This is a genomic window from Haladaptatus rarus (genome assembly GCF_054177585.1).
In genome coordinates, this window is sequence record NZ_JBPEHG010000023.1 from 20,421 (window position 1) to 38,116 (window position 17,696).

Annotated in this window: 19 protein-coding genes; 3 read left to right on the plus strand and 16 right to left on the minus strand. The window is 57.4% G+C overall.

Annotated features, from left to right (window positions below; genetic code table 11):
• Nucleotides 1-375: 375 nt before the first annotated feature.
• The 7 genes from ACR3FE_RS25335 to ACR3FE_RS25365 all read right to left on the minus strand — a co-directional run bounded on the left by ACR3FE_RS25335 (nt 376) and on the right by ACR3FE_RS25365 (nt 6,989).
• Entirely contained in the window at nt 376-906 is a 531-nt protein-coding gene (locus tag ACR3FE_RS25335; RefSeq protein WP_458210625.1) for a PIN domain-containing protein, read from the minus strand.
• Nucleotides 907-917: 11 nt separating this feature from the next.
• The gene (locus ACR3FE_RS25340) at nt 918-1,502 is read right to left on the minus strand and encodes a DUF7437 domain-containing protein (RefSeq protein ID WP_458210626.1); all 585 of its coding nucleotides are present in this window, start codon (nt 1,500-1,502) and stop codon (nt 918-920) included.
• A gap of 848 nt (nt 1,503-2,350) precedes the next feature.
• Nucleotides 2,351-2,803, minus strand: a complete 453-nt coding sequence (locus ACR3FE_RS25345) for a TRAM domain-containing protein (protein WP_458210627.1) — start codon at nt 2,801-2,803, stop codon at nt 2,351-2,353.
• A gap of 72 nt (nt 2,804-2,875) precedes the next feature.
• Nucleotides 2,876-4,171 (minus strand): RNA-guided endonuclease InsQ/TnpB family protein, encoded by a 1,296-nt coding sequence (locus ACR3FE_RS25350; protein ID WP_458210628.1) that lies wholly within the window; start codon nt 4,169-4,171, stop codon nt 2,876-2,878.
• 189 nt (nt 4,172-4,360) lie between these two features.
• Complete coding sequence (locus tag ACR3FE_RS25355) at nt 4,361-4,540, minus strand: hypothetical protein (protein WP_458210629.1); 180 nt, start codon at nt 4,538-4,540, stop codon at nt 4,361-4,363.
• A gap of 167 nt (nt 4,541-4,707) precedes the next feature.
• Nucleotides 4,708-5,850, minus strand: a complete 1,143-nt coding sequence (locus tag ACR3FE_RS25360; RefSeq protein ID WP_458210630.1) for an NAD(P)/FAD-dependent oxidoreductase — start codon at nt 5,848-5,850, stop codon at nt 4,708-4,710.
• A 149-nt stretch (nt 5,851-5,999) separates the two neighbouring features.
• Nucleotides 6,000-6,989, minus strand: a complete 990-nt coding sequence (locus ACR3FE_RS25365; RefSeq protein ID WP_458210631.1) for an amidohydrolase family protein — start codon at nt 6,987-6,989, stop codon at nt 6,000-6,002.
• An 86-nt stretch (nt 6,990-7,075) separates the two neighbouring features.
• On the opposite strand from ACR3FE_RS25365, the gene ACR3FE_RS25370 reads away from it, so the two are divergent.
• Nucleotides 7,076-7,489: an acyl-CoA thioesterase gene (locus tag ACR3FE_RS25370; protein WP_458210632.1), complete on the plus strand. Its 414-nt coding sequence runs from the start codon at nt 7,076-7,078 to the stop codon at nt 7,487-7,489.
• 555 nt (nt 7,490-8,044) lie between these two features.
• On the opposite strand, the gene ACR3FE_RS25375 is transcribed toward ACR3FE_RS25370, so the two are convergent.
• From ACR3FE_RS25375 to ACR3FE_RS25410, 8 genes are all read right to left on the minus strand, one after another.
• The gene (locus ACR3FE_RS25375; RefSeq protein ID WP_458210633.1) at nt 8,045-9,220 is read right to left on the minus strand and encodes an acyl-CoA dehydrogenase family protein; all 1,176 of its coding nucleotides are present in this window, start codon (nt 9,218-9,220) and stop codon (nt 8,045-8,047) included.
• 141 nt (nt 9,221-9,361) lie between these two features.
• The gene (locus ACR3FE_RS25380) at nt 9,362-10,528 is read right to left on the minus strand and encodes an acyl-CoA dehydrogenase family protein (RefSeq protein WP_458210634.1); all 1,167 of its coding nucleotides are present in this window, start codon (nt 10,526-10,528) and stop codon (nt 9,362-9,364) included.
• A gap of 144 nt (nt 10,529-10,672) precedes the next feature.
• Nucleotides 10,673-11,839, minus strand: coding sequence for a thiolase family protein (locus ACR3FE_RS25385; RefSeq protein WP_458210635.1), 1,167 nt, complete (start codon nt 11,837-11,839; stop codon nt 10,673-10,675).
• The gene (locus ACR3FE_RS25390) at nt 11,836-12,975 is read right to left on the minus strand and encodes a thiolase family protein (protein WP_458210636.1); all 1,140 of its coding nucleotides are present in this window, start codon (nt 12,973-12,975) and stop codon (nt 11,836-11,838) included. Before ACR3FE_RS25390 ends, ACR3FE_RS25385 begins: the two co-directional genes overlap by 4 nt.
• Nucleotides 12,976-13,086: 111 nt before the next feature.
• On the minus strand, nt 13,087-13,590 hold the full coding sequence (locus ACR3FE_RS25395) for a Zn-ribbon domain-containing OB-fold protein (RefSeq protein WP_458210637.1): 504 nt from the start codon (nt 13,588-13,590) through the stop codon (nt 13,087-13,089).
• 203 nt (nt 13,591-13,793) lie between these two features.
• A complete protein-coding gene (locus ACR3FE_RS25400) occupies nt 13,794-14,204 on the minus strand; it encodes a MaoC family dehydratase (RefSeq protein ID WP_458210638.1) in 411 nt (136 codons plus the stop codon).
• A gap of 1 nt (nt 14,205) precedes the next feature.
• A complete protein-coding gene (locus tag ACR3FE_RS25405; RefSeq protein ID WP_458210639.1) occupies nt 14,206-14,664 on the minus strand; it encodes an FAS1-like dehydratase domain-containing protein in 459 nt (152 codons plus the stop codon).
• A gap of 78 nt (nt 14,665-14,742) precedes the next feature.
• Nucleotides 14,743-15,174, minus strand: coding sequence for a cupin domain-containing protein (locus tag ACR3FE_RS25410; RefSeq protein ID WP_458210640.1), 432 nt, complete (start codon nt 15,172-15,174; stop codon nt 14,743-14,745).
• A gap of 207 nt (nt 15,175-15,381) precedes the next feature.
• Here ACR3FE_RS25410 and ACR3FE_RS25415 point away from each other — a divergent pair, with 207 nt between their 5' ends.
• Entirely contained in the window at nt 15,382-16,317 is a 936-nt protein-coding gene (locus ACR3FE_RS25415) for a TIGR03619 family F420-dependent LLM class oxidoreductase (RefSeq protein WP_458210641.1), read from the plus strand.
• Nucleotides 16,318-16,320: 3 nt separating this feature from the next.
• On the opposite strand, the gene ACR3FE_RS25420 is transcribed toward ACR3FE_RS25415, so the two are convergent.
• Nucleotides 16,321-16,716, minus strand: a complete 396-nt coding sequence (locus ACR3FE_RS25420) for a cupin domain-containing protein (protein ID WP_458210642.1) — start codon at nt 16,714-16,716, stop codon at nt 16,321-16,323.
• 119 nt (nt 16,717-16,835) lie between these two features.
• On the opposite strand from ACR3FE_RS25420, the gene ACR3FE_RS25425 reads away from it, so the two are divergent.
• Nucleotides 16,836-17,696: an amidohydrolase family protein gene (locus ACR3FE_RS25425; protein WP_458210643.1), complete on the plus strand. Its 861-nt coding sequence runs from the start codon at nt 16,836-16,838 to the stop codon at nt 17,694-17,696.

The following is a 17,696-nucleotide window of genomic DNA, read 5'->3' on the forward strand; positions in this document are numbered from 1 at the left end:
CCCACTGAATCTCGAGATAGAATGGGAGCGGGGGATCGTGCCCACGGGGTAGCTCAACCGTCCACAGACTGACTGCGGAGACGGATTTCTTCGAGCAGCCGACTCACCGAGTATCTCGCTCCTGTCCTATCCCGAACCTGGCGAGCTCGCTGTTCACACACCTGAATTCGAGCGCCTAAACAAGGCCCAGAGCGCGGGTGCAGCACATGTCGGATGCCGGTTGGCTCTGGTACGGGGTCGGTAATGTGCCTCGGGAAGGGTGAGAGGCGGCGAAGACAAACGTCGCTGCAGGATTCTCGATTGATTGAACAGCGAAGAGTCTGATAACTGTCCTTAGAAGTTGATCTGATGAGGTTTATTTCTGTATATGATACATCATATTATCTCTTCGATCAAATCGAATCCATTTTTGAACGCGATTTGGCCTTCGAATCCCCGAGCTTCGATCGCTCTCACTACACCTTTGCCCGCATCGGTATCTGTCGTTACGACAGTAACGGACGATGCATTGCCGCTATCGAGGAGCTGCATTGCAACGCCAGCAAGTGCTGTATCTGCTTTCTCAATCTGATCCTCGCTTCGATTCGATGCCTGGTGCAATGAACCGTCGAACGGTGTCCATCCTGCTGCAACTCCGCCATTTGTGTAGTCCAGTTCGTCAGCGATCGTTACCCACTCGGCGTCGATCGCACTGTTAATCGGCGTTTGACTTGGCGTACTTCGATCTGGCGCTCCGCCGAGTTCGGTATACACTCGTTGGGGGATCACAAACGAAATTCCATTGCGTTGTGCAAACCGCCTGAGTGCTGTGTATTTGTTGTTTTGTTGCCGTCCATAGGCGATGAACAATCCCGAATCTGCAACCCACGCATGTCTCTCGGCATCCGAACCAACAGCATCACTCATTCCTATTTCTCCTACGCCTCTGTGTTCGGTGGGTGGTCACGTGCGGTCTGAATCCGATCAAAGTAGGGGTCGTGTGGTTGCATCTCGAGAATAACCTCCCTCAGTGCATGCAGCACAGCAATCGCGAACGCGACTTGGAGATCGAGTTCGCGAGCGGCGATTCGCTCGGTCATCTCCCCATCAACGTACGGGACTGCGTACGTGAGTGCAGCAGCAAGCTTGCCAAGTCCATACCGCTCGAGTAAGAGGTCGAGATCTTGATCCCGAGGAGTCCGACCGACTGCTTCGATGAGAGTGGGTGTGATCGTATATTCAGCCCCATCAAGATCTGCGGTCAGTGTAATTGGTGTCGCCGTGTAGGTGTGTGTTTTCTGTGCTTCGTCACGAGATAAGACACCCAAATCCACGAGTGTGGCTGTATCCGAATAGGCGGTCGTTCGGGGCGTTTCTAACCCATCGACGATTTCGTCGATCGTTACTGCTTCATTTCGCAGGATGAAGGTATAGAGACGGGCCAGCCGTGGTTCAGAGAGCAGCTGGGCAACCGAGAGGAAACCATCAATGACGTGTTCGGGATTGCCTTCGGCTTTTGCCATACAATACATGATTTATGTGTTGTGTAATAAGACTTGCGTCGGCAATTGACCTATTCTCGTCTATCCTCTGGAGGGCTAGATTACAACGTTGTAATAGAGGGGGATCGCGAGAGCGACCCCTCCGTTTCGCAGAAACTGACGCACTCCACCGTAGCCGCTCCAACGAGTACCACCATGGATCACCGGCAGAGACGAGTGATATCACAAACAGTCGTATTGTCGTCGTTCGAGTTTCTCCCACATCCGTCTGGGTGTCGAGACGAAACCACTGAATAGCGACGCCGAGTCATCAAGAACACGGAAGAAACACCACGCAAACTAGCAACTAAACAAAATTAACTCGCATACAGTTAGAGAAAATTTTAAATGGCTATGGATTCTAGAAGTCCGCAAGAGACCTTGTGTGGTGACGGACGACTCGTGGTCGTCCGGAACGCCGTGGTTCTCCGATGGTTCGTGTCCCTTCGTGGTTTGGGTGTCTTCGTGTTGCTGACCACCGTGAGACGCGTCTTCGATTTCATCGACCGGACGGAGTTGCTGGAATCGTGTGGACGAGAAGAAGACCGACAATTGTGATATCACTCCGTTCGAGGGGTGGTTCGTGGCATTGAGCACGAGGTATTCTGAAGAAATGGGTTTCGCGACTGGACAACGATTCGACGAGTGATATCACTTCTATCGAGTTGTCGGCAGATGGATCGGGCGCAGGCAGGAGTCCTCGGTACACAGGGACGGCCGGTTTGGGTTCGTCTCTCGTATGCGACTGCTGATCGCTGTTTCTTCGAGCTAGGCACCACGAGAACCGTGGTTGAACAATCGTGGAAATGCTTCGAGAATAAGCGGAGAGACTACTCGTAGTAGGCTTTTCGCTCGACGACCTCAGCAAAGGCCACGGTGGGTGTGACGTTGTTGATCTCGACAGTGACACGGTCGCGTTGCTCCGTGTCCGGCACGATAATCACATAGCCCCGGTCAACGCGGGCAATACCATCACCTTGCTCGCCGACGCCTTCGATTTCGACCGTTCGGCGGTCACCCACTTCGACTGGGGCTGTTGAGTGACTCGACTGCCGATTGTGAGTCTGCTTGTCGCGCGTGGTTGTCGATACTGTCTCTTGTGTTGTTTCTCGTTCTGTGCTATCCGCTGATGACGGTTGTTTCAGTATTGCCACGCGGTATGCGTCATTTGGTTGGATATCGCCATCCACAATCTCTTGGCTCGGCACGGTGAGCGTGTACGATCCATTCTGTGCTTCGATTTCACTGCTAAACAGACAGTGTAGTTCGTCCGGGATCTCCATCTATCTGCATCATTGTAACGAGTATACAAGAATCTGTGTTTGTCTCCACCACTGGTGACGGCAATACTGGTGTCAGCTACCCACGACTGACGTCGTGGGCTTGTCAGTGGACTCCCCTTCTGCCGTCGAATCGACGGATGCGTGGAAATCGCCATTCAGGTTCAGCGTCCCTGACGGTAGCGCACACTGACAGGGTGCGCCTCCACCCGAAGACGTCTGCCCCGAGTGGAGTTTCTTGAGAAGTTTACGAGCGATGTTCTTACTCGCGTTGTAATCGGCATTCAGTTCGTACTCACACTTCTGGCACACAAACTGGTGCTTCGACCGCCGATTCGATTCATGTGTAAACCCGCACGATGAACACCGCTGAGACGTATACGCAGGATTCACCTGCGTAACCACAATACCGCACATCTCGGCTTTGTATTCCACGTACTGGTACAGGCGTCGGAACGCCCACGCGTGGAATCGCTTCGCACCAGCCATCCGCTTGCGAATGTCGGTCAGGTTTTCGAACGCAATATGTGTACACCCGTGGTCACGAGCTTCGTCGAGAATCTGATTGGATGCTCGGTGCAACTCGTCTTGCATCCAGCGGTGTTCACGGTCTTTCAGCGACTGAATCGACAGGTGTGCCGACCGCGTGCCTGTCTGTTGCATCGACCCGCGAGTCTTCTCAAATTCTCGGCGTCGATGATTCATCTCGTCGGCGTTCCCGACGAACGCGCCTGTGGAAGTCACAGCGAGCGAGCCGTCCACATTCAGGTCAACACCAAGGACTGTTCTGTGCTTGGTGTCAGAAGAAGCAGTCGTGGACTGCTCGTTGGTTTCAGTTCGGCGCATCCGCGCGTGGAGGTAGAACGACTCCGTTTGGCGGTCGTACTGTAGCGTGGACATACGGAACTCGTAGTCCTCGTTCAGCAGGTACTCCCCAATCGGCGTTCCCTCGGCGACGTCGGGTAGTACGTAGTCGCACTCGACGCGACCGTCTACTGTGGACAGCGAAACGTGGTCGCGGTGGAACGTCGCGGAGCGTTTGTCGTAGACGACGCTCCACGCATCGAAGTGCGGTTGGCTCGTATTGTCACCTTTCTTGAGCCGTGCGACACCGCTTTTCGTGGCCTCGATAGCGCGTCGGATCCCTTTCTGCACGAGGTTTGCCGTCAACTCCGTCTCGTTTCGGAGCCGCTCGTACAGGGCGTTCTCGGCGTTCTGTTTCGAGGTCACACAGTACTCGTTCGGATGTCTCCATGCCCACTCTGCGGTGGTGTTCGCACAGTGGAGGAACTGGTCTTTCGTCTGATGGAGGTCGTCGCACCGCTCTGTGGGGATGTCGAGTTTGACTTTGACGGTGCGAATCACCTCCATCGGTATTTCACATATTGAACTATCTCTTTATAATTATCCGGGGTGGCGTGGGGAGTCAACCTGTGATTGTTGATGGCTGGATTGTCTATTGTCGGATTCCTCCCACGGCTGAAGCCGTGGACTTCCTCCTTGAATCGGAGTGAGAGAGCTCTCGCTATCGACCGCAGGCGATCACTGCTGGAGCACTCGTTAGTTGGTGTCGGCGGCGGCGAGCAACGCATCGTCGAGGTCGTCGAGAACCTCGGCCTTTACGTCCGCGGGGAGGGTGCTGAACGCCGTCCGCGCTGGGCACAGAAACGGGCACAGGCCGAACAATTCGCCTTCGACGTCGATGCCCCCGGGCTCGTTGAAGTCACCAACGAGAGCCACGAGAGCCCTGCAGACCACCAGTACACCGTCTCCATCGACGACGTGACCGAAGACCTGATGGCCTGTACGTGCCCGCGTCACGTACTTCAGGGTTGGCTATCCGCATCTCCAGTTGCCAATCTGGGAGGTGCAAATAAATCTGGGGTGTTAGCAATAAGTATGGCGTTTCACCATTCAATCGCACTTCTGATTTCGAAATCTTCTTCTGGAGTCACAAACCGATCTGGGGCAAAGACGTCGGGATCGAACGTTGGCGTGGTTTCAGTGAGCAACTCTGCGATCAGGTGGCCAGCAACTGTGCTATACATGATTCCTTCGCCGTTGAATCCACAGCATACATAAACTCCGTTCGGATGGATTTCCCCCACCAGCGGATGGCGATCAGGCGTTGCCGAACAAAGCCCGCCCCACTTTCCAGTTATCTGGCTATCCTGAAGTTGAGCAGAGATCTGGGGTGCTTTCTCTGCTACTTCTTGGATGAACTCTTCACGTGCTGTCGAGCTGAAAGTTTCGGGGTCGAGTTCAGTTTTCCCAGTTCCACCCCCAATCAGGATTTCTCCATTCATTTCCGATCGGTAGTACAGCTCGAGATCGGGGTCATTGATAAGCGGTAGTTCGACCGTTTGTCCGGGATCTATCATCGCAATCTGACTGACCCGCGGCTTTAACGGAAGTGAGACATCGATATTGCGCGCCAGTGACTTGCTCCATGCTCCCGCCGCCACAATCACTGCCGAAGCGGTATACGACCCTTCACTTGTTGTAACACGAGTGCTACCCGTAGCGAGGGTGTCGATCGATTCGACCGCCTCGGTCAGCACGTCAGCACCCCTGGACGTTGCGTTCTCCATAACGGAGACTGTTGCCGTGTATGGGTCCAGCGAGAACCCATTTTCGAACATAAATCCGGCTTCGATATCATCCGTGATGAGTACTGGGACTCGATTGTCGATTTCATCACCGGTCAGCAGTTGGGACTCGATCGCAGTTTCTTCGTGCAGTTGTTCGAGGTGCGCTACTGAGGCTGGGTCTCGTGCAAACGTGTATGCATCCCCATAGTGCAGTTCGATTTTTGAATTCTGAGCCATCTCTTCCCAGAATTGGATGATATACTGGTGCTCTGCCGGATGCGTTCCCGTACTCAAGAACTGATCGGGGGTGATGAATCCAGCAGCACGCCCGCTTGCTTTGCTTGCGGGTTGGTCTTTTTCGAATACAGCGACATCTTTGACCCCCGCAGCAGTGAGATGATAGGCACAGCTGGCACCGGCCACCCCGCCACCGATGACGATGACTTCAAAATCATTCATAGATGGGCTTAGAACTGCTCAGCGAGGCGTTAGAGACGACGAGTTTTGAATAGTGGAACGTGAGTGGACAGTGACACTCGTCAGGGCGTTCGCCTCGAATACCAGACGGATTTACTACCGGTCTCAGCAGATACGGGAAATTGCACAAATTAGAGATCGAGAAGCCGTTTTGCGTTCTCACCGAGTAGGTTATCGATCTCTTCGTCAGTGAATGTTGGTTCTTTTCCTCTTTCTGACAGTTTTCTGACGTTTTCGATCCATTCTTCTTTCGGATGAACTGGATCGAACGCGGGATCATCAGTCCCGTAGAGCATTCGATCACTTCCGACGGCATCCATGAGTTTCCGCACTGCCGTCGCAAACTCATCAGGGTCGTCTTTACATCGTTCTTGCCAGCCGGAGATGTCGACGTGGAGCCTAGAATTGACCTTCGAACGTGCGACGGCGTGAAGGTCTCTCCACCACTCGAAAGACATATGAGCGGCAATGATTTCGAGATCCGGAAAGTCGCTCAGTACCTCATCCAGATTGGTCGGATGAGAGTACTTGCTGTACAGTGGCGCAAATACTGGACCAGTGTCAGTTAGCACGGGGACATCGTGACGCCGTGCTATCTCGAGTAGTCTGTAGGTCTCTTGATCGTGGAGATAGAATCCTGCCGTCGGATGGAGCTTTAGACCGTCCATGTCCCAGTCAGCTAACGTCTGTTCGATATGTTTGGCCGCGTCTGGCCGTCTCGGGTCGATCGTTGCGAAAGCACTGATGCGATCAGAATTGTCGTCCCGAAATTCCGCGATCGTTCTGTTCACTTCTTCGATCGGCGTCTCTGGTTCACCTAGAGCTATTCCGAAGTCAACGCCGAAGACGTTCTGGTGGTCGATACCTACTTCGTCCATCCGTTCAAGAAGTTTCTCCCCGCGGGGATCCCAGTAACTAGGAAGGTACGATTTCCGTATCCGCTCTGGATCGACCGTCTTTCCTTTCTTTTCGTTTTCACGAACAGCGATGTCGACGAAGGCGTCCCAGAACCGCTCTGGAAGCCAGTCTTCGGCCCATAGATGTGAATGAATATCTATGATCTCTGTCATCCAATAATTAGCTAGCGGCACTCTACAATTGAAAACGTTCCGGTCAGCCATCTCATCACTGTATAGACTCAACCGGTAGTAGTGCAAAACACGACCGAGCAAAACTGGTTTGAGCCATGGGCATCTTTTTGATGGTAATGCCTTACGAGAGCAAGTGGACAATTTATGCCGGCGATACTGATTACTCTGGACGAATCTACACACCTGTCGTTATCGATTATGTCATTCGGACATTGGGGGAGTACCGCTCTAGCGTCGGCTTTCCGAACAGTCGATTCGAACACGGTCCAGTCATACCACCGGCCCGGAACATCGAGATCGACTATCTGGGTGCGATCACCGTCGATGACGAACTCAAAATTACGCTGACGCCAACTGTCGGAACCTCCTCGGTCACACATGAATTCACCGGAAGTGTCGACACTGATATCGTATTTGAGGGCACTCTTACAGTAGTTTATGTTGATTCCGAAACCGAAGAGCCAGTTCCAGTCCCCGATGAATTGGTAGCAGAACACAATAAGATAGCCGCAGAAGACAAAAAAGATTAACGTGAATCGGTATGGATGTGGCCGAATCAGTAGCCACTGTGGAGAAGACGTTGTCTTTGAGGACTGAGGACCCATTGCAAGCCGCACACTGACATTTTACGTAGGAACAGGCGCAAAGCCTCGCCCTTCAGGGCGGGGATACGCGCCGTACAGTTTAAGCGTCCTCCCGCCGTATATTGCTTACCGGAGTTCCCTCGTTGGCGAATACGGTCTTTGACCGTACCGATGCTTTGCATCGACTCGTCGCGTGGTAACAAATCCGACGCCCACTCCACCACGTCCGGGCCGACGGGTCGTCTGACGCTGATGGTGGTACCCAGCAGGCTGAATACCCTGTCGCGGAGGGACGGACGGTATTCCGTCCCGGTGAAACGCCCATTGAACATGGATGGGAAGGCCGCTTTGACACGGCTACGCGCACTGCAAACCACGTCCTTGGTCATAATTGGACGGGAACCGTTGAGGGAGGACGCGAAAGCGTACTTCGCTCCCGAGGAAACGTGCAACCTTGAACTCCCCTTCGGGGAATCCCCGCCCTTTAGGGCAGGGAGGATGTCAATCCTCGTACGACCGAGGCAGATCGAGGACATGCTGTCCGATATAGTTGAGAATCATTTCCTCTGAGACGGGGCCGGTCCGCTGGTGACGAGCGACACCCCAGGAAGCCGAGATGCCCATCTCAGAGCTTGCAGACATACCACCGTGAGTTGTCATCGATGCTTCACAAGCTTCCCAAGCCGCCTTACAAGCCAGATAGTTGGCAATATTGGAAGCTTCACCTACATCGCCAACTTGGTTGTCGTACTGCCACGCAGCCTTTCGAAGCTGTGTGCGGGCACTCTCCATCTTGGCGTGGGACTCGGCAAGCGGATGCTGAATCGCCTGGTGAGCGCCGATGGGTTCGGACCAGACCTTGCGGTCCTTCGCGTACTGGACCGCTTTATCTAGCGCCTCCCTGCCAGCTCCCCACGCCGACAACCCTGCGGTAATGCGCTCAACGTTGAGCATTCCAAATATTTGGCACATTCCATTTCCAACTTCCCCGAGCACCTGCTCTTGGTCAACACGGAGATCCTCGATGAAGAGGTCGTAGGTCGGCTCCGTATAATATATGTCGAGAGGGATTTCGCTATACTCGATACCCTCTGCCTCGGGATCGACGATGAACATGGTGATGCCGTCGAACTTTGAGTCGGCTTCCACGAGGGGAGTGGTTCGGGCGACCAACAGTAGTTGGTCCGCAAAGTCCATGCCCGAAATCCACTGCTTGCGGCCGTCAATAACGTACTCGTCGCTGTCTTTCTTAGCACTCGTCGAGATTCGCGAGGAGTTCAGTCCCGCGTCGGGTTCGGTCATACCCAACGCCCACACGTCCTCACCGCGAGCGATGCGCGGGATGTACTCCTCTTTCTGCTCCTCTGTGCCGTTCTCGACGAGGCTGATACCACCGAAGACTGTACTCATCGTGAAGCGGAACGTGGTCTCCCAGCAGTGACCTTCACAGAGTGCCTCCATGATGATACACGTATCTAATAGGTTCAACCCCTGACCGCCGTACTCTTCCGGAAGCGGTGCACCGAACCACCCACCTGCCGCGAGTTCGTCGAAAACTTCCGTCGGCGGCCGTCTCGCCTCGTGAACGTCCTGCCAGTAGGCGTTGTCGAAGTTCTCGGTGATATCCCTGACCGCACTTTTCATCAGTTCGTGTTCCTCGGAGAGCATGAAATCCATCGTAATCACCGACCGTTGGTTCCGGAGCGATAAGGGTTTACGGTAGCGAGCGACGATCGTCGCCGTTCCTAGCGTTTCTCGCCTCCGACTATTCAGTAGCTTCCACCTGACCCCCTCACGTCCGAAAGGCACCCGTCGGAACTATTCGTAGAGGTGTTTGGCGATGACCGAGCGATTGACCTCGTTCGTTCCCTCGTATATCTGTGCCCCTTTGGCTTCGCGCATGTACCGTTCGACCGGGTAGTCGGTCGAGTACCCACGCGAACCGTGGATCTGGACGGCCTCCGTGGCGGCGTCCATGGCGGCATCCGAGGCGAACGTCTTGGCGATGGCAGCGTCCTGCGTGACGCGTTCGCCGGCGTCCCGTCGGGTTGCGGCCTGATAGGTGAGCAGGCGGGCGGCTTCGAGGTCCATCTTCATGTCCGCGAGTTTGAACGACACGCCCTGGAACTCTCGGATCGGCTGGTCAAACTGCTCGCGCTGGTCGGCGAACTCCGCGCTCGCATCGAGCGAGCCCTGCGTGATGCCGACGCACTGGGCGGCGACGCCGATGCGACCCAAGTCGAGTGCTTCCATAATGTACCGGAATCCCCGCCCCTCTTCGCCGATGAGATGGTCGGTCGGAACGCGGAGGTCGTCGTACTCTATTTCGCTCTCGACGACTGCATCGCCCTCCATACACGGGATGTCTCGAACGACGTTGAAGCCGTCTCGATCCTGTGGGTTCGGAACGCCGATGATGCTCACGTCGTCGTGGCTCCCGGTGGTGTCGGTTCGAGCGACGACGAACACGAGGTCTGCGACTTCGCCGTGGGACGTCCACACTTTGTGGCCATTCAGCACGTACTCGTCGCCGTCGCGCTCGGCACGGGTCTCCAGGTTGTTCGCATCGCTCCCCGCCTGCGGTTCGGTCAGAGAGACGGCGGTGATCTGGTTCTCGGTGAAGATATCGGTGAGCCACTCCTCTTTCTGCCAGTCGTCGGCGAACGATTCGAGCGTATTCGCGATGAGTCCACAGGAGAGGGAGACGACGCCCGCCGGTATCTTCCAGACGCGGGCCAGTTCCTCGATAGTGATGGCGAGCGAGCGGTGATCGAGTCCGGTACCGCCGTACTGTTCTGGAACGGTAATGCCGTAGAGTCCGGCCTCCCCCAGTTTCTCGATGACGTCGACCGGAAACTCTCCACGTTCTTCGTAGTCGTCGACGACCGGAGCCACCTCCTCGTCGACGAACTCGCGAACTCGCTCACGGTGTTCGTGATGTCGTTCGTCCAGGCCGATCATGTGTCGCGTCGTGGAATCTGTCATAGTAGTCGTTGAATTGTTGTCTGTGATTGCGTCAGGATGCGCATATAGCTTGCGTCGAGACCGTTGAGCTGCGTCGGGCCGAATGGTTTTGGGCATCTCCCATCGGCGCGACCCGCTGAAACGACGAGCACTGGGGCGGTACCATCAATCCCGTGAGAAGACGGCGAGTTGGTGGAACTGCCCCAGGTTCGCGCCCCACGAGTGTGCGAGGCCCCGTTCCGTGTCCGCAATCTGACGGTCACCAGCCTCGTCCATCAGCTGGAGAACGATCTCCGTATGTCGCGAGAGCGATGCACAGATGCCGGAGTTCGTCGAAAGGACACCGCCGGAGGGGTTGAACGGGATATCCCCGTCTCGGGCGGTCGCACCCTCGCGGACGAGGTGCTTGGCATCGCCGTCGGCACAGATATCCAGCGCCTCGTACTCCATCATCTCGAACGGGATGTAGGGGTTGAACGTCTCCGCAACGTCGAGTTCCGCACGGGGGTCGTCGATGTTTGCGCTATCGTACACCCGCTCCGCGAGCGTGTTCAGTTTCGGGAACGACTCGTACGTCCGATACCCCGACGAGAAGGTGTTGCTGATGCTGTCGATGGCGTCGATCCAGACCGGGTCGTCCCGAAGGTCGTGAGCGACGTTCTCGCCGACCATCACCATCGCTGCCGATCCCGAGGAGACAGGGCAGGTCATCGCCCGGCGGAGGGGCCAGGAGACTATCGGCGAGTCGAGTATCTCCTCTTTCGTCCGTGCTCGGTTCCGATGCGCGTAGGGGTTCAACGCCGCTGACTCGTAGTTCTGTGCGGCGACCGTCGCGAAGTCGTCCTCCGTGGGGCCGTAGGCGTCCATGTACGCGGAACTGGGGAGTGCTCCCATCTGGATGGCGGTCACGAAATGCCGCTCGAACAGCGGTTCAGCCGCCGTGTTCATCACCTGCTGTCCCTCAAGCACCGAGTCGAAGGTCGGCGACCCGTAGACGACGGCGACGTCGTACTTGCCGGACGCGATATACTCGTACGCCACCTTCACGCCACTCCCTCCGGCAGTACCGCCGGTGTTGATGCTGAAGACGGGCACGTCGCGGCCCATGCCAAGCACTTCGAGCGTCCGCTCGACCCGGAAGGTCCCCTCGAACCCGTCGACCGTTGTGAACATGGTCGCATCCACGTCCTCGGGGGCGACGTTCCCGTGTTTGAGCGCTTCGTCGATGGCCTCGTAGGCCTGTTCTTCCTTGGACATGGTCGATTCCCGGTAGTCGGTAAACGAGTCGGGATCGGAGTAGCCCACGCCGACGACGGCAACGTCCCGGGTCATGCCGCCCCTCCTTCGAGAACGAGCACGGCGTCCGTTCGCCCTGGCTCGCCGAGGTGCATGTCGTTGTCGGCGACGAGCGCCGTCTCGGCATCGATTGATCCGAGGTCACCATTCAGAACCTGCGCGGCCGCAATCGTACGATAGATCCCGCCAGTATTCGGCGGGTTCGTCGCCAGCGGCCCGCCCGAGATGTTTACGGGTCGGTCCCCGTCCGGGGCGGTAACGCCATCGGAGACGAGGGCCGCCGCGTCGTTCGTCTCGCAGAAGTCGAGCGTCTCGTAACTCAGTAGTTCGAACGTGGGTGTGTGTGCCGCGATTTCGGCGGTATCTACGTCGTCCGCGTCGACCCCCGCGTCCTCATACGCTGTCTGGGCCGCCTTTCGGAGCGTCGGCTGATCGAGGCGGTCGTCCATGTCACGGTAGCTGTAGCGACTTGAGTTGAGTCCGCTTCCAGAGAGCCAGACGGGTCTGTCGACCCGGTCGGCGGCCACCTCCTCGCTGACCAGAACGCACGTCGCGGCACCGAACGACAGGGGCCCGACCATCAGTTCCGTCAGCGCCCCCACGACGGGGTCAGCCTCCAGTACGTCCTGCTTCGAGAACGCCTCCCGGCGGTGTGCCGTCGGGTTATTCGATGCAGCCGCGTAGTTCTTGGCCGCGGTAGCGGCAAGATCCTCTCGGGAAACGTCACGCCGTTCGAGCTGAGCCGTGGTCATGAAGCCGTACGACTGGTGATTGTTCTGTCCGATCGGGCGGGCGAACAGCGCCTCGTGAGCAGTGTAACTGACGAGCCGTGGGTCGGTAGTTACGGTGTCAGCTGCCGTGACCGAGACGACGTCGGCCTTGCCCGATCGAATCTTGGCCGCTGCGTGGTGGACCGCGGCGCCGCCACCGTTCTGGACCCGCATTGAGGGTTTTCCGTAGCCGCCCGCCGTCGCGACCTTCCGGCCGTCGCTTATCGCTGCACCGTCGAAGGTGTCCTGTCCTGTCAGGACGGTTGCGTCGAGGTCGTCCCGAGTGATGGCGGCCCGGTCGAACGCACGCTTCGTGGCCGAGAAGACGACGTCGTCGACGTTCATGTCCGCCTCACCCTGGAATCCCTCCGTTGCGTACCCGGCGATTGCGACTCTATTCACGACTTCCTCCAGCCGGATCCATGAAATGTGACACTGTACTGTCTGCCGATGACACGCGTTCTCGGGCGTTCGCTGTCGATGTCTGGTTCATTCTGTTGAGTCTCCGTGACGTCATGTTCCTTCGACGGGCCTGAAGTGGTCGATGTCCCGGATGTGACCCTCTCGCTGGTCGGCCCACACCGGTTCGACTTCCGTCCCCTTCTCGACGCTCCCGATGAGGTCCTGCGGGTCCTCGTACTCAATTCCCTCGATGAAGTGGAGCAGACAGGTCGCAGATTCACCGACGCGGATGACCGCGGTGATGTACGGCGGCTCCGGCATGTTCCGGAACTCGAAGAAACACACTGTGTAGCTCTCGATGACGCCTCGTTGTTCGACATTGACCCACTCTTCGGCCTCGACGAAACATTTCGGGCAGACCGATCGGGGAGGGACGAAGACGTCGTCACACTCTGGGCACTTCGTTCCGTGTATCTCCTTCTCTTTGAGCGCGTCGAAGAACTTTCTGTTGGTCTCCCCGATGTTCAGGCTAAAATCGAGGTTCCAGTGGAACGAGTACTTGTGCTCCGAGTTCTCGTCGGAGGTCTGGACGGAGCGATCGCTTCGTTCAACCATTACTCTCTCGGATTTGGCCAGTAAAGGCAAAAGCGTTTCTAATACGCTACTTATAATCCGCTCACCTCGTCGCACTCGGTGACAACGACCGTTCGCCGGGGGAATTCCGTACCCTACAACAGGGTGCAGATGTGCAGCAGCTGTCGTACGGTCGCTCAACCGTCGAAGCAGCGGGTGAAACCCCTCCTGCTTCCCAGAAAGGGCTATCGATCGGAGAACGTGGCTGTCACCGTGCCATCGACGGCGACCGTGCCGTCCTCCTTCGTCAAGTCGACTGCGAACTCGATAGTGTTCGCGTCAGGATCTTTTTCCCGGATCGTTGCCGTCGCGGTGACTGTCTCGGCTTCGAACACCATCTCGTGAAAGCGCGTGTCGAAGCGCTCTACGTTCGAGGGAACGTCGAGTTCGGCGATAATCGGCTGGAGCATGTACGAGAGGTTGGCCGGCCCTTGGTTCAGGAGACCGGGGTAGTCGAGGTCGTCCGCCCGACGACGGTCGTAGTGGGGTGGATAGGGATCCTCCAGGAGCGCAGCGATCAGTTTCATGTCCTCTCCGCGGAGGTCTGTCACGGTCCGAGTGAGTTCGTCACCCGTCGAGAGCTCCTCGAATCGCACGTCAGTCGTCCCCCAGCACCACGATATCGGCTTCGAGGTCGTACACCGGGTCTCCCGTTGGCGACGTGACGGAGTAAGCGTGAGTGACGATGGTCAACCTGCCGGACTTACCTTCCTTTTCGACGACGTCGTCAACGCGGCCCTCGACACGGAGCGTCTCCCCGCTCTGGAGCGGTGCGTGGAAGTCCACCCGGAGCCCACCGAGCGCAGCACCGGCCGTCCACTTGTCCGTGATTCGGTTCATCATCGCGTCCACGCCGTCCGTCGCCTCGACCACGATGTGGTGGCACATCGAGTATGGGACGAGTTGACCGGGCTCGCCTGCGGCTTTTGCGTCCTCTTCGTACCGGAACGCGTCCTCGTCGTTTCTAGTCGCATCGGCCCAGAGATGCGCCTTCCACCCCCCCACTTCGAACTCGCCGGACGGTAATTCGGTTCCCTCGAGTTCCGTTCCTACCATATGCGGCCTGTTGTGTGGTCACCGGCATAAGTCTATTCGACACGAGCGAACTCAGGGCCGATAGTAGTGTCCCTCCTACTACTGGTCGTGTGGGTCGATGACGTCGTCGCCGGCGTCCGCAGGTGCGCCCAGTGCGAGGAGAACTCCTTGCTCGTCGCCGACGCAACGATGTCCGTGGGGCTCCGTCGGCCCGGCAGCGAAAAATGCTCCCGGGCCGACGGTGACGTACTGTGGGTCGTCGGGAGTCCCCAGTTTCACCGAGAACTCGCCGCTGATGACGTAGTACAACTCCTCTTCTTCTGGATGGGCGTGGTAGCTTATTTCGTCACCAGGGTCGAAGTACCAGAGTTTCGCGGCCATCCGTGCAAGGCCCAACGCCTCATCGACCGGTCTGATGTTCAAAGACGGGGCGATATCGTTGACGTCGGCCAAGTCTATAAGGGGAACGTCCTCCGGGCGAACGACTTTGGGGGTCGCCTTCTCTCGTTCGTCCTCATCGAGGAACTTCATACCCGCGTATCGGGCTACCTGAATAAAAAACTCGGCCGTCGACTCTCCTCTGTACAGCGGCGAACTCACGAAAGATGCTGTTCGGGGCGGTCTGCCACTCGATTCGGTTACCTGGTCGGCCGCGGGTGACTGACCCCAAAACCTAATTAGAAGCCACCGTAGGCTTCTAACTGTGCACTCGAATTCCACGGGGAGACGGAGGGGTAGATGATGGACAGTATGGAGTTTGGCATCATGCTTTCGGCGACGAGCAACGCCTACGGTATTCCCGACGCGGACCTCCCAGAGGTTTTCCGCCGGAGCACCCGAACCGCGGAAGAGAGCGGGTTCGACGTCGTCGTCGCCGGCGACCACATCGTCTATCCTGAGCGAATTCCAAGCGATTACGAGTACTCGTCGTCGGGGGAGCCACCGTTCGACACGGATACGAGCGTTTACGACGTGTTCCAAGTGTTGGCTCAACTCGCCGTCGTCACCGACGACATCAAGTTAGGAACCAACGTCGTCCCGGCCCCCTACAGGCACCCACTGGTACTAACGAAGAACGTCCTCACTATCGACTCGCTCTCGAATGGCCGGTTCGATTTCGGCGTTGCCCCTGGCTGGATGGAAACCGAGTTTGAGGCGCTCGACGTCCCGTTCGAGGAGCGAGGTCCACGAACCGATGAGTTCCTCGAAATCTTCGAACTCGCCTGCGAAAACGGCACCGCGAGCTACGAGGGCGAGTTCTACCAGTTCGACGCGGTCGGATTTCATCCCCGGCCTGCTCACAACATCCCCGTCTGGATTGGTGGGAAGTCGGGCGCCGCTATCCGTCGCGTGGGACAGTTCGGAACCGGCTGGTCGACACTGTGGGACCACCCGGATCAGGTAGCCGATACCCGGAACCGCATCATGAACGCATGGACCGACTTCGACCGGGAGGGAGATCCGGAGATAGCCGTATTACGGCCAGTCAACCTCGACGCCGACGCAAATTCGGATCGACTGCTCTCAGGGAGTCCGGAATCGATTATCGAGGACATCAAGTCCTACCGTGCGGCCGGCGTTACCCGCCTCATCGTCGACTTCTTCACGACCGATATCGACAAGCAGGTCGCGCTCATGACCCAGTTCGGCGACGAGGTCATCGACGCGCTGTGACGGTTACTCCTCCTCGCTGTCGACGTCCTCTTCGAACACTGCATCGTCCCGGAGGTTCGGTGCGCCCACGGCGAAGATTTCCGTGTCTTCGAGGGCGTGAATCTGTCGCATCGGGCCGGGGTCAACGACGACGAAATCGTCCTCCTCTATCTCGAACGTCTTCCCGTCTACCTCCATCTCCGCTCGTCCGGAGACGACGTAGAACAGCTCTTCCTGTTTTTTCTGGTAGTGACGACGGACCGTGTCGCCCTCGTCGTAGTAAAAGTAGTTGAACCGCATCTCGTTCGGGCGGTCGTCCCCTCGCATCTTGAGGTCGTAGCCGATCATCCTGACTGCTGGTTCCTCGGATGTCCTGGTACTCTCGTCGACGTCCTCCAGATTGATCTTCGAGTACGACATACGTCCGTGTGTCTGGGTGTGACGGTATAAAGTACGGGGTCGGACTCCCGAATCCGATTACCGGTAGCATTAAGCGAATTCTCCGCGATACGTGTCGACATGCAATTTCGAGTGATTCCATGGTAGAAAGCCACGGCAAGGTTATCGACATCTGGTGTAATCTCTTCACCGAGCGCGGTCGGGAACTCTACTTCGACTCACAGGCCCAGACCGTCGCCGCGGACATATTCAACAACGAAGAGATGTACGCTCCCGAGAAGGGAATGACTCCCGACGAGTTCGTCGAGATGATGGACGAGGAGGGTATCGACAAGGTGCTGATACCCGCGCTGAAGTTCGGCGACCCCGACGGCGGCATGCAGATCGACGTCCCGCACGATCTCGTCGCCGAGGTGGCCGACGAGTACCCCGACCGTATCAAGGGGATGGCAGGTATCAACCCACGCGAGGGCATGGAGGGAGTCGCACGCCTCGAGGAGTACGTCGAGGAGCACGGGTTCGTCGCCGCCTTGCTTGAGCCCTACGGCTGGGAGCGGCCGATCAACCATCGCAAGTACTACCCGTTCTACACGAAGTGTGCCGAACTAGGCGTCCCTGTCGTGATGCAGGTCGGTCATTCCGCAATGAAGATGCCGAGCAAGATGGGGCGACCGCTACTGCTCGACGACGTCGCGCTTGACTTCCCCGAACTGGACCTCGTGGGGGGACACACTGGCTGGCCGTGGTCTTCGGAACTCGAAGCGCTGGCCTGGAAACACTCGAACGTCTATCTCGGTGCGACGGCACACGCTCCTAAGTACTGGGAGCAAAACGTCCTCCAGTTCATCAAAACGCGGGGGCAGGACAAGGTCGTTTTCGGAACGGATTATCCGGTGCTCGAGTACGGCGAGACGCTCGCACAGATCGAGGATCTCGACCTCGGGTTGACGGTAGAGCAGAAATTACTGTACGAAAACGCGAGAGAGCTGTTCGACCTCTGA

Bases quoted from the DNA above. Each gene is read 5' to 3' on its own strand.
- ACR3FE_RS25335 (WP_458210625.1), bottom strand. From the start codon at position 906: ATGAGTGATGCTGTTGGTTCGGATGCCGAGAGACATGCGTGGGTTGCA.
- ACR3FE_RS25340 (WP_458210626.1), bottom strand. From the start codon at position 1,502: ATGGCAAAAGCCGAAGGCAATCCCGAACACGTCATTGATGGTTTCCTC.
- ACR3FE_RS25345 (WP_458210627.1), bottom strand. From the start codon at position 2,803: ATGGAGATCCCGGACGAACTACACTGTCTGTTTAGCAGTGAAATCGAA.
- ACR3FE_RS25350 (WP_458210628.1), bottom strand. From the start codon at position 4,171: ATGGAGGTGATTCGCACCGTCAAAGTCAAACTCGACATCCCCACAGAG.
- ACR3FE_RS25360 (WP_458210630.1), bottom strand. From the start codon at position 5,850: ATGAATGATTTTGAAGTCATCGTCATCGGTGGCGGGGTGGCCGGTGCC.
- ACR3FE_RS25365 (WP_458210631.1), bottom strand. From the start codon at position 6,989: ATGGCTGACCGGAACGTTTTCAATTGTAGAGTGCCGCTAGCTAATTAT.
- ACR3FE_RS25370 (WP_458210632.1), top strand. From the start codon at position 7,076: ATGCCTTACGAGAGCAAGTGGACAATTTATGCCGGCGATACTGATTAC.
- ACR3FE_RS25375 (WP_458210633.1), bottom strand. From the start codon at position 9,220: ATGGATTTCATGCTCTCCGAGGAACACGAACTGATGAAAAGTGCGGTC.
- ACR3FE_RS25380 (WP_458210634.1), bottom strand. From the start codon at position 10,528: ATGACAGATTCCACGACGCGACACATGATCGGCCTGGACGAACGACAT.
- ACR3FE_RS25385 (WP_458210635.1), bottom strand. From the start codon at position 11,839: ATGACCCGGGACGTTGCCGTCGTCGGCGTGGGCTACTCCGATCCCGAC.
- ACR3FE_RS25395 (WP_458210637.1), bottom strand. From the start codon at position 13,590: ATGGTTGAACGAAGCGATCGCTCCGTCCAGACCTCCGACGAGAACTCG.
- ACR3FE_RS25405 (WP_458210639.1), bottom strand. From the start codon at position 14,664: ATGGTAGGAACGGAACTCGAGGGAACCGAATTACCGTCCGGCGAGTTC.
- ACR3FE_RS25410 (WP_458210640.1), bottom strand. From the start codon at position 15,174: ATGAAGTTCCTCGATGAGGACGAACGAGAGAAGGCGACCCCCAAAGTC.
- ACR3FE_RS25415 (WP_458210641.1), top strand. From the start codon at position 15,382: ATGATGGACAGTATGGAGTTTGGCATCATGCTTTCGGCGACGAGCAAC.
- ACR3FE_RS25420 (WP_458210642.1), bottom strand. From the start codon at position 16,716: ATGTCGTACTCGAAGATCAATCTGGAGGACGTCGACGAGAGTACCAGG.
- ACR3FE_RS25425 (WP_458210643.1), top strand. From the start codon at position 16,836: ATGGTAGAAAGCCACGGCAAGGTTATCGACATCTGGTGTAATCTCTTC.